This is a genomic window from Robinsoniella sp. (genome assembly GCF_034124845.1).
Genome location: NZ_JAWYAJ010000442.1, coordinates 14,235 through 28,819, shown reverse-complemented (window position 1 = coordinate 28,819; position 14,585 = coordinate 14,235). Strand labels below are relative to the sequence as shown.

The 14,585-nt window shown below is 40.2% G+C and carries 14 protein-coding genes; 3 read left to right on the top strand and 11 right to left on the bottom strand.

The features are described from left to right. Positions 1-491: 491 nt before the first annotated feature. Positions 492-587 (top strand): putative holin-like toxin, encoded by a 96-nt coding sequence (locus ACH2DQ_RS21905; RefSeq protein WP_394912902.1) that lies wholly within the window; start codon positions 492-494, stop codon positions 585-587. A 135-nt stretch (positions 588-722) separates the two neighbouring features. Here ACH2DQ_RS21905 and ACH2DQ_RS21900 read toward each other — a convergent pair whose 3' ends face one another. Together ACH2DQ_RS21900 and ACH2DQ_RS21895 are read right to left on the bottom strand one after the other, a co-directional pair. After that, positions 723-1,199, bottom strand: a complete 477-nt coding sequence (locus tag ACH2DQ_RS21900) for a heme-binding protein (RefSeq protein WP_394912903.1) — start codon at positions 1,197-1,199, stop codon at positions 723-725. A 21-nt stretch (positions 1,200-1,220) separates the two neighbouring features. Next, positions 1,221-2,261: a DUF4432 family protein gene (locus ACH2DQ_RS21895; protein WP_394912904.1), complete on the bottom strand. Its 1,041-nt coding sequence runs from the start codon at positions 2,259-2,261 to the stop codon at positions 1,221-1,223. A gap of 135 nt (positions 2,262-2,396) precedes the next feature. Between ACH2DQ_RS21895 and ACH2DQ_RS21890 the strand changes: the two genes are divergently transcribed. Then, a complete protein-coding gene (locus tag ACH2DQ_RS21890) occupies positions 2,397-3,569 on the top strand; it encodes an ROK family protein (protein WP_394912905.1) in 1,173 nt (390 codons plus the stop codon). 152 nt (positions 3,570-3,721) lie between these two features. Here ACH2DQ_RS21890 and ACH2DQ_RS21885 read toward each other — a convergent pair whose 3' ends face one another. The 9 genes from ACH2DQ_RS21885 to ACH2DQ_RS21845 all read right to left on the bottom strand — a co-directional run bounded on the left by ACH2DQ_RS21885 (position 3,722) and on the right by ACH2DQ_RS21845 (position 13,504). Further along, complete coding sequence (locus ACH2DQ_RS21885) at positions 3,722-4,771, bottom strand: Gfo/Idh/MocA family protein (RefSeq protein WP_394912906.1); 1,050 nt, start codon at positions 4,769-4,771, stop codon at positions 3,722-3,724. 97 nt (positions 4,772-4,868) lie between these two features. After that, positions 4,869-5,921, bottom strand: coding sequence for a substrate-binding domain-containing protein (locus ACH2DQ_RS21880; RefSeq protein WP_394912907.1), 1,053 nt, complete (start codon positions 5,919-5,921; stop codon positions 4,869-4,871). Positions 5,922-6,016: 95 nt separating this feature from the next. After that, on the bottom strand, positions 6,017-7,495 hold the full coding sequence (locus ACH2DQ_RS21875) for a sugar ABC transporter ATP-binding protein (RefSeq protein ID WP_394912908.1): 1,479 nt from the start codon (positions 7,493-7,495) through the stop codon (positions 6,017-6,019). 25 nt (positions 7,496-7,520) lie between these two features. Beyond that, positions 7,521-8,498, bottom strand: coding sequence for an ABC transporter permease (locus tag ACH2DQ_RS21870; protein ID WP_394912909.1), 978 nt, complete (start codon positions 8,496-8,498; stop codon positions 7,521-7,523). 11 nt (positions 8,499-8,509) lie between these two features. Then, positions 8,510-9,466, bottom strand: a complete 957-nt coding sequence (locus ACH2DQ_RS21865) for a 6-phosphogluconolactonase (protein ID WP_394912910.1) — start codon at positions 9,464-9,466, stop codon at positions 8,510-8,512. 59 nt (positions 9,467-9,525) lie between these two features. Then, complete coding sequence (locus ACH2DQ_RS21860) at positions 9,526-10,233, bottom strand: PIG-L deacetylase family protein (protein ID WP_395028317.1); 708 nt, start codon at positions 10,231-10,233, stop codon at positions 9,526-9,528. A gap of 405 nt (positions 10,234-10,638) precedes the next feature. Then, positions 10,639-11,649: a Gfo/Idh/MocA family protein gene (locus ACH2DQ_RS21855; RefSeq protein ID WP_394912912.1), complete on the bottom strand. Its 1,011-nt coding sequence runs from the start codon at positions 11,647-11,649 to the stop codon at positions 10,639-10,641. Then, on the bottom strand, positions 11,642-12,661 hold the full coding sequence (locus ACH2DQ_RS21850) for a Gfo/Idh/MocA family protein (protein ID WP_394912913.1): 1,020 nt from the start codon (positions 12,659-12,661) through the stop codon (positions 11,642-11,644). Before ACH2DQ_RS21850 ends, ACH2DQ_RS21855 begins: the two co-directional genes overlap by 8 nt. Positions 12,662-12,664: 3 nt before the next feature. Then, complete coding sequence (locus ACH2DQ_RS21845; protein WP_394912914.1) at positions 12,665-13,504, bottom strand: sugar phosphate isomerase/epimerase family protein; 840 nt, start codon at positions 13,502-13,504, stop codon at positions 12,665-12,667. Between the two features lie 166 nt (positions 13,505-13,670). Between ACH2DQ_RS21845 and ACH2DQ_RS21840 the strand changes: the two genes are divergently transcribed. Continuing rightward, positions 13,671-14,555: a helix-turn-helix domain-containing protein gene (locus tag ACH2DQ_RS21840; protein WP_394912915.1), complete on the top strand. Its 885-nt coding sequence runs from the start codon at positions 13,671-13,673 to the stop codon at positions 14,553-14,555. Positions 14,556-14,585: the final 30 nt, after the last annotated feature.

The following is a 14,585-nucleotide window of genomic DNA, read 5'->3' as shown; positions in this document are numbered from 1 at the left end:
ACTTCTACCTCCACTATTCAGTTTTATTAGGAAGTGAAATACTTTAAGGGAAATAAAGGATGACAGAAATAAGCGGGTACGAATGTACACCTATGAATAAGCTTATTGCTGTTTATTTAGAAAATGAGATCATATCTTTGCGGGGAATATGATGGTCTGAAGACTTTTTTAGTTAACATAACGATTTTTAAGTCATTCGTTCATTTTCAATCATCAATTTATCACTTCCTAATTTCGTGAACAAATTCATTTTTAAAATTTTCACAAATTGTTCACATTTAGAATAACAACGGCTGTACAAATTTACTAGAGGAAAATATTTCGCTTTAAGGTAATATTTTTCTGTCCCTGCCAAAAAAGTCACTTTTTTTGCTGTCAGGGTATAATTTTGTGTTAAAAAAGGGGGATTTATAATTTTTAGGACTTAAAAAAGTAAATTTAATTTACATGATATATGGACTTGATATCCAACTTTGGAGGGAGGTGGTACAATGAGTACATATGAAGAATTTATGATTATCATTAATATAGCTTCTTTAATCATTACTATTCTTATTTACTCGAAACATAAAGATACAAAAAAATAATCACCCCTGCACTCCAAAGTAGTGGGTGATTATTTTTAATTAACCATAGTGGAAGTCACGCTTGTGAAGGCGACTGCCTTTGTATCTTTATCTTACATACTTTTTTCGTATTTGTCAACTATTACTTTGCATTTTCTAAGCTTTATTCTGATTTTCCAGAAATCTGCTTATTCCACTTATTAAGATTGCATGATCTTTTAAATGTGGCAGACCAGAGACACAGATTGACCCTACTACGCTTCCTCCCCTTAGACGGATTGGGAATCCTCCGCCGCAGGCAGCATATTCTCTTGGATCCAAGAGCCAGTCTTTCATTAACTCTTCCTGATTTGCTTCCATCTGAGCATATGCTCTCAAAGTGCTCATTTCCATCACATCTACAATATTACCTTTCCTCTGAAGCCACATTTCATGAAACTTTCCAGTTCCATCCGGTAGGTATTTAAAGACACTTACCTGATTAATTCGTATTTCAATTCCTACCACTTCTTCTCTTTCCCGGCTAACCTGTAACAGCTCTAAACCTATATCCAATGCATCTTGATGAGAAAAAGCTGTAAACTGATACCGCTTTTCCTCTTCCATGCATTGTTCCAATAATGATTGTTCCATTCTGAAACCTCACTCTTTCTTTTATTTATCATCCGTTAATGTTACAAAAACCTGAAACTTTGTCTTTTTGCTTTCAGACGGCTCTATGCTGGGTGCTGTTTTCTGTTTTATTGCTTCACTTAGTCCTCCTGGAAGGGAATTCCACATTTCCAACGCAAGGGTATATGCTTTTCCATAGAATGGATAATTAAATCCACCCCCATACATTTGCCATACCCACAGATTTGGGAATAACTCCTTTTCCCATCTCATGCCAAATCCAAGCTGCAGACTGTTATTTTTAACAACAAACTCTGCCTCCTCAAGATCTGACAGAGAAAACTCCCTGTAGGTTTTGCTTTCTTTCCGCTCCACTTTACTTAAATCAAAATGGTTTCCATATTGATCTGTCACCACAGGCCAGATTCCTTCCTGCCCTGCTTTCAGACAGCTAACGTCACCTAAATCCGCCTGTACTCCTTTTATAGCAGGACTTCCCTTAACTATAATCTCACAGTTTTCATCTAGAAAATTACCGCCTATTGCTGGATGATGCCCCCATTGATACTGCAAGGTCTGCATACCGGTATTGGTAATTTCTTCCTCCACATACAAGACCGGGTCATTTATCAGGAGTGTGAGATTTTTTTTCAGAATAAATGGAAAACGCAGGGTTGAAACGGATAACTCTACCTGTATTTTTTCCTCTGAATCCTCCAACACATCCATGTTCCAAGGAAGCAGAGCAACCTCTCCATGCATTCCTGTTTCGGCTCCATTTACCGTATCCCCGCAGCTGATACCTGGAAATAGCTCCTGCCATCCACCTTCATAATAGTCCATAAAGTTTCCTTTGCATGATGCAACACCGGGTACAATATTACGGTCCATATGCGCCCCCCAGCTAAACATAAACTCAATATCTTTGGGTTTATATAAAAATTCATAAATATCTGCTCCTTTGTCTAAAGCAATTCCAATCTTCAGCAGATTATTTTCTATGGTCATATGGCGGAATCCGTTGATTGTAAACTCTTTTATTCTACATCCATAGTTTCTGCGGTTATCATAATTTCTTCCCATACTATAATTCCTCCTTATATCAGAAAACACTTCCCAAACATTCCCTAATTTACAGTTTTTGTGGTTTACACTCTATTCAAAATAGGTTACAATATATATAATAAATTATTTTTATAAATAAAAGGATAAAACGTTATGAAAAAATCAGGATTAAACTTAATTGGCGTAAAAGAATATAACCGCGCTTTAATATTACAGTTGATAGCCACCGGAAACGGGACCACACGCAACAGTCTCGCACAGCGCTCAAAGCTGACTTCCATGACACTGACCAATATTACTTCAGAGCTTTTACAGCAAAATATCATTGTAGAATCAGAGGCTTCCTCCGATTCTAAGAACCTGGGGCGAACTCCAAAGATCCTTACAATTTCTCCTACTTCACCTGTGGTTGCGGGAATCTGGATTTCAAAAGACTTTCTCTTTGGTATTTTAAGTGATCTGAGTTTGAAACTGGTAGCTGCCAAACAGGAAGATTTTGAGGAAAACGAAACTTCTGAATCCATCCTAGAGAAAACCTACCGTCTGGCGGAATATCTCCTTCACCTTACGGAGCGTCCCGTACTTGGTATTGGCATCTCCACCATCGGAGTAGTAGATACCATACACGGTGTAATTAAAAATGTAACAAACTTCTTTGATATTAAAGAAATGGACATTAAAAGTTATATGTCTTCCAGATTTAATATCCCAGTTTATGTGAAAAATGATATGCAGGCAGCTGCACTTTGTGAAATGTATTATGGTATTGGACAGCAAAAAGAAAATTTTCTGTATATTGGAATTACAAATGGAATAGCTTCGGCGATTGTATCGAACAAGCAACTGTTAAATAACCTCACCGGATCCTGTGGAGAACTAGGACATACAACCATTGATTTCAAAGGCCCAAAATGCAATTGCGGCAACCGTGGTTGTCTGGAGCTGTATGCAAGTGCACCTGTTATTATTCAGCGAATTAATGATGCTTGCGGTACTAAATTGGCGACTTTTAAAGATACCATGGAATACTGTACCACTTCCGTAAAGGCATACTCTATTCTGCAAAATATATCTGATCAGCTTGCCTATGCACTGAATAACCTGATTAATATCATAGATATCAGCACAGTTGTATTCGGCCACTCAGCAGTTTATTTTCCGGATGAAATACTGGCTTCCATTGCATATACCCTGAATCAGATCAGTATCTTCCGCAACAACCGCACCATTACCCTTCATAAAACAAAATTTGAAGAAAACAGCCCTCTTTACGGCTCTGTTTGTGTTGTATTAGACCAGCTATTTACCGGCAACCTTACTATTTAATAGCACAATACATCCCTTTACTTCCGCTCCGGTCGTTGCTAAACGAACGTCCACTGGACGTTCAGCAACCCTCGCGGCAGTCGCCAAATGGACGCGCCAGCGTGCCGTTTGGCTCGTTGCCCGCGGTAATAAACAAACACGATCTGGGGCTTTTAAAGATATATCATCCTCTCTTCTTTTGATGACTGGTAAACAGCATCAATGATTCTCATGGTGTCATAAGCATCTTCCATGGTTGTCCTTGGTTCTTCCCCCTTCTGTATACACTCTGAAAACTCACTCAGCTGCTTTGCGTACATATTTATTTCATCAAACTTAAGAGTCACTGCTTCAGCCTGCTGGTTTCGAACCTGGCTGCTCTCATACCCCTTATCTTCCTGCTCAATGCAGACTTTTATATCCCCGCAGCCGTCCTGTCCAATTGTACCATTTGCAATAATACTTCCCTTTGTACCGTAAATCTCAAGGAAACACTTCGCCGCCTGGTCCGGTATATTAAAGTACGCATCTATGTAGCAGGTTGCTCCTTTTTTCATTTTTAAAATTACGGAAGCTGAGTCTTCTACTGCATAAGAAAAGCTTTTATTTTCAATAACTCCCACTGTTTTTTCTGCTCTGTCATCCAACAGGTATTTCATAAGATCAATGCAGTGGATTCCCATATCCATCAGTGCACCGCCCCCGGAAACCGCAGGATTTTGCCGCCAGTTACCTTCCATCGGCGGAAACCAGCATGTCAGCTGCCCTCTGCAGGAAACGATCTCTCCCAGCTCCTTCTGCTTAATCATCTCCCTGATCTTTTGATGGCCTTCATGAAAACGCATAACCATAGCCACTCCGGCACATACATTTTTCTGCCTGGCACATTCCATAATCTCTTTTGCAGCTGGCGCATTAATTCCAAGAGGCTTTTCAATCAACAGGTGTTTTCCAGCCTCTAATATTTTAATTGCCTGCTCTTTGTGAAATAACACCGGAGAAGCAATATACACCGCATCAATATCTGCATTTCTCAGCATATCATCAATATTTCCGTATACATCCGGTATATCATACTCTTTCATCAAATCAATCATACCATTGGTATTTGTATCCATTACTGCCTGAATGGATGCGTTTGGTATCTCATTAATTGCCGGAATCGTCCTTCTTCTTGCAATACCTCCTGCACCTACAATCCCCCATCTAACTATATCCTTCATCTTTGCTCCTTTCATACTCACAGGGTATCCTGAATTTTGCCTTCAAAAAACAGGTAAGGCTCTTTAACCGATGTACAGATAAAGAGCCTTACAAATACTATTTACTCAGATACTCATTAATGTTATCCGTAGTTACCAAATCCAGGTCAATATTAACAACCTTTGGAATATCTGTCTTTCCTGCAAAATAGTCATCCATAACTTGATAAGTTGCCTTTACCAGTTTGCTTGGTGATACCGCTACCGTCCCCTGATAATTTGAATCATTTGCTTTTAATGCATCAAATGGTTCTGTACCGTAAGCACCCATAGAATAACATTTAGTAGTTGTATTATTCAATGCCTGTAAAGCTGAAACTGCTCCCCATGCGCCATTGTCCTGACCAGAGACTACAAAGTCAATATTTTCCTTAATATTAGTAATAATATTAGCTGCCTTTTCCCGGTTTCCTTCATATTCCTGTTCTGCTACATAGGTAATATCCAGATCTTTTAAAGCATCCTTCACACCTTTGATTCTATCTGCGATATTAACCGGGCTTGCCATGGTTAAAACTGCTATATTAGCTTTTCCGCCATAGTCCTTTTCAATTAATCCATGGAGATATTCACCGATTAAAGTACCTGTCTCATAGCTGTCCCATGATACATAGGATACAATATCCTCATAAGTTGTAGCGGAATCAAATACTACAATGGGAATACCAGCCTGCGTAGCTTTTTCCAGTGCCGGTATAATTCCTTCCGGGCTTGCCGGGTCAACCGCAATCAGGTCATACTGCTGGGTAATAAAATTTTCTATCTGTTTAACCTGTGTCTCATTATCCAGATTACCATCCTGAATATTTACCTCATAACCGAAATCGGAAGCCTGCTTATTAAATTCCTGGTCTACAGCTGCACACCATTCATCTCCTTTGTATACCAGGCTGATTCCAATTCTTTTTTTCTCTCCGCTATCAGCAGCTTTGGCAGTTTCTTTCTGAGTCTCCGCCTTTGTTTCTCCTGCTTCCGCTGTTGTCTCCTTTGCTGCACCTTCCGTAGCCTTGGTTGTCTGAGTTTCACTACCGCTACTGCATCCAGCAAGCATTGCAGCGCTTATGGAAGCTGTACATAATAAAGCCATTACCTTCTTCATCATTCTACTCATAGTTTTCCTCCTTGGTTTAAAACCCCTCCGGCAGTTTATTGATTTCGTGATCTGTCCGGACCCTTTGATTGCCGTTCTTCCTGGTTACAGAACAGCTAAACACATAGTGACATAATTTTTTCCTGGGAAAGTTCTTCCCTGGACAGCTCTCCCACGAGTCTGCCCTCGTGAATAATGATTACCCTATCACTCATACCAATGATTTCCGGTAATTCTGAGGAAATCATAATCACGCTCTTTCCACTCTTCACAAGCTGATTAATCAACCTGTAAATCTCAGATTTGGCACCTACATCAATACCTCTTGTAGGTTCATCCAATATAATAATTTCACTGTCCTGCAGCAGCCATTTGGCTATTACTACTTTCTGTTGATTACCACCGCTCAGATACTGTACTTCCGTACTGATCTCCGGTGTAGATACGTTAAGCTTTTTTACATATTCGTGGGAAATCTTTTTCACCAGCCTGTTTCTGATCAGTCCCTTTTCAATTACACTATTTCGATTTACCATACAGATATTTTCACTTACAGCGAAAATCTGTACCAGCCCCTGTTTCTTACGATCTTCCGGAACCAGTCCAAACCCACGTTGGATTGCTTCTTTAAAGTTTCGGTTCACGATCTTTCTTCCCTTAAAGGTTACAGTTCCAGAAGTCGCCTTGTCAATTCCCAAAATAGCCTTCATAATTTCGGTTCTTCCCGATCCAACCAGACCTGATACCCCAAGTACTTCGCCTTTTTTAAGCTTAAAGGATACATCCCTGAATACACCTACCCTTGTCAGATGGTCTACTTCCAGGATTGGTTCTCCGATTTTAATAATCTCTTTTGGATACTCCATTCCCATATCCCTGCCTACCATCAGACTGATCAGCTCCTGCCTTTTTACACCTTCCAACGGCATGGTCTTAATATGTTTTCCATCTCTTAAAACCGTAACATTCTGGCAGATATTGAATATTTCATCCATCTTATGAGAGATATAAATAATGGTAACGCCCTTCTTAACCAGTTTGTCAATAATTTCAAAGAGAATATCCAATTCTTTATCCGTCAGTACGGCAGACGGTTCATCCATAACCAGAACTTTACAGTCATAATTCATTGCTTTACAGATTTCCACAATCTGCTTTTTTGCAACCGAAAGGTTATCAATCGTCTCATTTTCATCCAGATCTACCCCCAGGTCATCCAGCATTTGTCTTGCACGTTTCTTCATGCCTGACCAGTCTACCATTCCCTTATCCATCTTAAGACGTCCAAGGAATATGTTTTCTGCAACGGTCAGCGTCTCTGCCAGTTTCAACTCCTGATGAACTACACTGATTCCATATTCCTTTGCTGCATAAGGATTTTTTACGGCAAACTCCTTTCCCTCAAAAATAACCTCTCCCTTATAATGAACATTAATTCCAGCCAGCACTTTGATTAATGTAGATTTTCCTGCCCCATTTTCTCCTACAAGAGCATGGATTTTACCTCTTTCAATCTCAAAGCTGACATCGTCCAGGGCTTTTACTCCTGGAAATTCCTGCGTAATATGTTTTAATTCCAGTATGATATCTTTCAATGTAAACCCTCTCCTTCCGGGAATATTAATGCTTTCTCCTGTTACGGAATACATCCAGGCCTATGGCAATAATCAACACAACGCCCTTCAGTACATCCTGCCAGAATGGATCCACATTCAACATTGTCATCCCGTTGAAAAATGTAATCAGGAAAATGGAACCAAACATTGCTCCAATAATCTTTCCTTTTCCACCTGCCAGACTGACCCCTCCAATGGCCGCAGATATGTATGCATCAAATTCATAGAGGTTACCATTGGTAATGGCCGCAGAATTCAGCCTGCTGGTAAGCACTACCCCGGAAACAGCTGCCAAAAGCCCTGCTATGGCAAATGATAAAAATATAATCATCTTTGTATTAATGCCCGAGTAGAACGCTGCTTCTGTACCGCCTCCTACTGCGTATACATTTCTTCCAAACTTTGTCTTACGCATAATAAACGAAAACAGTATATAAAGTAAAATCATAATTACAACACAGATGGGTATTGCTGCAATATATCCTCTTCCTATAAAAGAAATCTCATTTGGTAAATTGGCAATTGGTGTTGCGTTTGTGATAATTTTTGCAAGCCCCTTACAAACATTCTGAAGTCCCAGTGTAGCAATAAATGCCGGGAGTCTGCAGTAAGCTACCAGTACACCGTTTGCTGCACCAATTGCAAATCCTAATATTAACGCAACTATGATAGCCAGATATGGATTAAAGCTTAAATATTTCATTGTATAAGCAAATACACAACCCGTCAGACAGACATTATACCCAAGGGACAAGTCCACCTGTCCGGTAATCATTAAAAGTGCCTGCCCAATCGCAACAATTCCTACGGTAGAAGACTGCAGCAGAATATTTGCAAAGTTTGAACCGCTGAAGAAATAAGGCGAAGCAATGGAAAATACAATCCCTATTAAGAGAATAGCAACCAGAGACATATAGTCTTTTGAGAATTTTGCCAGCATTTCCATTAGATTTTTTCCATGTGTGTTACTTTTTGCACCCATATATAACCTCCTTAATTACATTCTGCTGCCAATGGTCCTGCTAATTCCTCCAAATAAAGAAGTGTACCGGGAACAGTTGGAATATAAGAAGAAGTAACCCATCTTGTTGGTCCATAACGCAATGTCATCCACAGAGACATACCCTGCCATTGCATTCCCCTGGAAAATGCACCATCTGCCCCCCCGATCATACGGTCCGACTGCAGGAACAATCCAGGTCCAATGGTATTAGCGGTACAGGGTACCAGAGTCGTTCGGCTCTTAAAGCTGGTTAATGCATTCTGCTCAATTGTAAGCGGATGCAGCAATGCACCTTTTCTGTAACACTGCTCTTTCCATGCATCATCCGTTTCAAACTCTGCTGCAAAATGCGGTTCCCAGAAAGCAATATGGCACATTCTTCCGATACCATATACAGTAACAAGCCTTGCTCCCTGTTCTTTCAGTCTTTTAATTTTCTCCGGATAGGCAGGAAGGCTATCACTGGTTGCAAAATTCCGATGGGATTCCGGTACTGTTAACTCTCCCAGGGGATTATAAAATGCATGTTCCATAGCATATTGGAAGGAACCCGGATCTGTGCTGTCCAGTGTATTTCCATCTTTATCTGCCCATTCATCCATATTAAAGCAGTACAGGTGGTCGCAGGAAACATTCCATCTCTTCAGGTAATATACAATCCACTCATACATTCCCATAGGTCCAACCGGTAAAATAAGTGCAAGGGTCTGTCCCTTTTCATTTGATTCCCTGATCTCCAGTGCAATTTCATGTCCAAGCTTCACATTGAATTCTTCCACCGATTTACAAGCTGCAATATGAAAATCCGGATTCCAAAAATCCTGTCTCACTGAAATATCCTTTGAGTTATGGCTGCAGCACTTATCAATCTTCTCCATATCCCATCCCTTTGGATAAAATCCTTCTAATAAACTTCCCCCAACTGTTTCGTTAAAATTAATTTTCATAATATCCTGTCCTTTCTTCCATTACATGGTTTTTGCTTATGTTTTGCCGTAAACGTTTATTATGGCAATAACTGTTTTGTCGTCATCCTTGGATAAACGGTACACGGCCGATACCCCTCTGCATATGTAACCCCGCACTGATACCCCCTGTATCTGGAGCAGGTCCTCACCATATCCAGAAAGTCGATTCCATCGTGTTCCATCATCCACTTAATCTGAGATTCGTGGCATGCAAGAGCCTGTAACTTTCTGTCTATCTGTTTGGTAACATCTACATAATGCGTTGGTATAAAATCTACCCCCGCCAGTGTATCCATAAAATAAATTGGCACAAATTCATTAAACGCCGCATACTTTACGGATTTATGTGCCAGTGTTGCAATAAAACTGCTGTTAAATACCAGTCTGCTTGTCTCAATATGATCCTGCATATAATCCATATCATTATGGGTTATAATTACATCCGGTTTTACAAATCTCACAACATCTGCAAGAGCATCCACCGCTTCATAATCAAACCGGTTTACCAATATATCTCCAATATCCAGATTAAATACTTTTTTCACTCCCAAAACTTCTCCGGCACATTCTGATTCCACCGCGCGAAGCTTTGCCAGTGGCTCCGGTAAAATTTCCACATGTCCCATATTCCCGTTTGCTGCATGGCACATATACACATCTGCGCCCTGATCCACATATTTTGCAAGTGTACCGCCACAAGCAATCTCCAGATCATCCGGATGGCACCCCACCGCCAAAACATTCATCTTAGTTCCTCCTGTCTCATACTTATTAAATCATTTTTATTTATGATGCCTTACCTGTATCTTATTTTTATATAATATTCTATATTTTGTCTATTGTCAATATATTTTTAAAATAATTTTATAATATCATTCCGTCGTATCGTCCAATTTATATTTAATATTTTCCATTTTTATACACATTTTAACCATGTATTGTTATTAAACATTAGATTTTAACACTACTATAACATATTTTACTTTATATTATAAATCATTTTTAATATATATTTTCAACACTTTAAAAAGCTAAAATATAATACAAAATACTTATTTAAAATCATGGGAAGGGAATTGTAAGATGATAAAAAGCAGCGGAAACAATCAGAACATTTATCTGTGCTGGCTGTTTTCGCTGCTCCCCTGCAGTTATGTATATTTCCCTGTAACCTGTTCCTGGGCGTTTAGGCATATCTCAAAACTTTCATATACCTCATTTATGTCAGGCACAGCATCACACCCGGTCTCAATCATTTGGACCAGATGGTCAAATTGACGACCCGTTGGCTTTCTCTGGCTCTGGACATTAATCATTTCATAAACTTTTTCCGGATACTTGTAGTATTCAATCAGATCCCCTTCTTCCTGGTGAGTCTGCCTGTCCTTTCTGTAAATAATTCGGATACTGCCCCTGGGTCCCGAGAACTCCTTCAGGTTATCTGCAGACAGGGTATTGCTCCAGCCTGCTTCGTAATACCCCACAGACCCATCGCATAACTCCATGATCATCATGCCAAAGTTGAAGCTCCCCTCAGGAAGATCCGGCTCTGTTCTGGCACCGGAGGCTGCTACTTTCTTCACATCCGATCCGGTAAACCATTTAATAATATCAACATAATGCACTCCGCAATCCAAAAGCGGAGATGCCTCAGCAAGCATTCGTTTGTACTTTTCCCAATTCATGGTGTGATGGTTCTGCACCATGCGAAAAGCAATGGGCTTTCCTATTGCACCATTCTGAATCATATGTGCCACTTTCTGATAAGTGTCATTATGACGCAGAATGTGTCCAACTAACACTTTGCAGTCCGGATGTTCTTTTACCAGGCGCAAAAATGCCTTACCTTCCTCACGATTTCCTGCAATTGGCTTCTCACAAAGAACATGCTTATAATTTTTAAGGCAGATAGTAAGCAATTCTAAATGAGTGCTTGGATAAGTTGCAATTATCACAATATCTACATTCTTATCCTTTATACACTCTAAAGGATCGGTACTGGTCAGACGTGCCCCATACTTTTTCCGGAACAACTCCGCCCGCTTCCTGTCCAGATCGCAGACATACTCCATCCTTACATTAGTCTTATAATAAATATTGCTGATATGAGCCTCTCCCATATGTCCGCAGCCAATCAGGGCTACCCCATATGATTTATCCATTTGCAATCATCCCTCCGGCTTTTTCTATTTCTTTCAAAACAAGTTCCACCGATTTTACAGACTCAGACAAAGTAGCTATAGTCAGCGGCTCAGACACTTGAATCCGGTCTGTAAAATACTTAAGTTCATTGTAATACCCCCCAAGAGAGGAAACATTTCCCCCTATATCATTTTCACTTTCAAACTCTTTTTCAAGCTCCGGAACTATTCTCCCTCCTGCATTTGGATAAACAACCAGAGAAGGGCTGGCAGAAGAAGAAAATACAATCGTAGCCTCCTCTAATTTTATACGGTAATACATTTCAAATGGGAATGCCTCCGGATAATCCCAGCATGCCTCAATGGTCACCGGCAGATTTCCATAATCATAGGCAGCAAAGATCTGCTGTATCATCCCTTTTCTGTCTCTGGATACAGTTGCCTGTATATCCTTTGGTTCCCCCAGCAGGTATCTTACATAATCCACATCGTGTATATGCATGTCCATAGCTACCGTCCCGCTGCATTCTGCTTTTTGCAGCCATCCATTCCATGCCCAGGTTGGTGCCGGACTAACTCTCTTAAAAACGGCAGAACATACTTTTCCATATACTTTACTGGTTACAGCGTCTTTTAGCCACGCATACTCACTCCACAGACGGATACACTGCCCGACCATAACCGGGACCTTTGTCTCTTCTTCTGTTTTTAACAAAAAATCCATCTCTTCTTTTTTCATGCATACCGGCTTTTCAATAAACACAGCCCGTCCTTTTTTCATCGCAGCAGCAGCAAATCTGGCATGCAGATAGGTAGGCAGGCAGATATCAATGGCATCCACCTCTGCATGATCAATTAATTCCATCCCGTCTTCGTATACCTTAGCCTGAAAAGCTTCTGCTGCCTTTACCGCATACTCCTCCCGTATATCAGCTACGGCTGCAACGGTTACTCCTTCTCCCACCAGTGCCTGATAACACGCTGCGTGCATACTTCCCATATATCCTGCACCTATTAAACCAATCCTTAACATAAACTACTCCTTTCTGAATATCCGCTCCATAGAAGCAGAGGTATTATAAATAATCTGATCGCTGTACTGGCTATACGGCGGCAGCATTTCCGCAGTACACCATCCGTCATAGCCTGCTGCTTCAAATGCTTCCATAACTGCTTTCCAGTCTACATCCCCTGCAAGCAGATCTACAAATCCACACAGACCTCCTGCTTCTCTTCTGTAATCCTTAAAGTGAACCTTTTTTATTCTTTGACCAAGTATCTTAATCCAATGTTCCGGATATCCGTTATATACCACATTTCCCACATCAAAATAGGCTCCTACAAAGGGGCTGTCTATCTGATCCAGAAATGTTTTCATTTCCAGCGGGGATACCAGGAATTTATTCCACACATTTTCAATACCTACCTGAATCTCATACTCCTCCGCTGTTTTTTTCAGCTTATGAAATGCTGAAATAGCCCTTTCATAAGCAGTATCATAGGGAATTACTTCTCTTCCCTTAATAAAATCCACCCCTACCGCTCCTGGAATAATTAAAACAGAATCCGCCCCCAGAATCTTAGCCGTTCGAATCTGGCAGACAGCTGTCTCATATGCCTTGTTCCTCTCTTCTTCTTCATTGGCAGTAAATGAATAATCCCAATACAACCCGCTGGCTACACTGTGAATCTGTATTCCGCAAGTCTCCGCTTCTTTTCTTATGAGAAAAAGCTCTTCTTCGGATGTATCCACTGCTACATTTCCGGTACGATCAAGTGCCAGCTCAATTCCCTCAAACCCTGCCTCCGATGCAAGCCTGATACATTTTCGTACATCACTTTCCTGAAATGACCAGATACTAATTGATTTCTTCAAATTAATATTCTCCTTTCCTGAATCTTATCTTTCCTGTTTACATCTGCTCGAAATCCGTATATAATTCTTATAAACCTAATTATAAATCATTTTTAAAAATATACCTTACCATAAACGTCACTGTTTTTATACGATTGGCTCAGACCATGCAGAAAAGAGGGATTTGTTGGTACAATATAACAAATACGAACTAAAAACTGTAGTATCTATTTCGGCTCTTATCAATATCTCATACTATAAACTTCCGAAAAACTTTTTATTTTCCGGAGAAAGCCATAATTTCTGGGAATTTATCTATGCTGATCAGGGAGAACTTGTGATTACAGCCGGCGAAAGACGTTATTTACTGAAAGCTGGCGAACTTGCTTTTCACCAGCCCGGAGAATTTCATAAATTTCAGGAAACAGGACATGGCGGCTCCAATGTCATTGTAGTATCCTTTGTATGCGAAAGCCCCTGTATGGAAACCTTCCGTCATAAGATACTTTTTCTAAACCAAAATGAAAAGCAATGTCTGCACAATGTGGTAAAAGAATCGGAACTTTCTTATGAATCATTTGAGAAAGCTCCTCCCAATATTAACATGAAGAAAAAGGAAAACACTCCCTTTGGCAGTGACCAGCTGCTAAAAACCAGCCTGGAACAGCTTATTATCTGCATTCACAGGCACGATGACAGCATTGGCATCCGAGAGCGCTGTATTCGTTCAAATGAACTGCTAAACCATGCAGCCACCGTAAAACAAATCAGTACACTGCTAGAAACAAAATACCACCAGAAATTAACATTAAACCAGTTGGCTGAAACTGCCGGAATCAGCATCTCCCAGCTAAAAAGAATTTTTAAAGAACAAACGGGATATTCCGTCATTACTTATCTGACAAGAATACGGATCGGCGAAGCAAAAAGGCTGATTCAGGAGAGTAATTATACGTTTACACAGATTGCTGAAAAGACCGGATTTGACAATATCTATTACTTTTCCAGACGTTTTAAGGAGATAACCGGAATTACACCTTCAGAATATGCACTGTCACTAAAAAACTGGTAACTGCTGCCTGAAAGAAAACAAAACAATTGC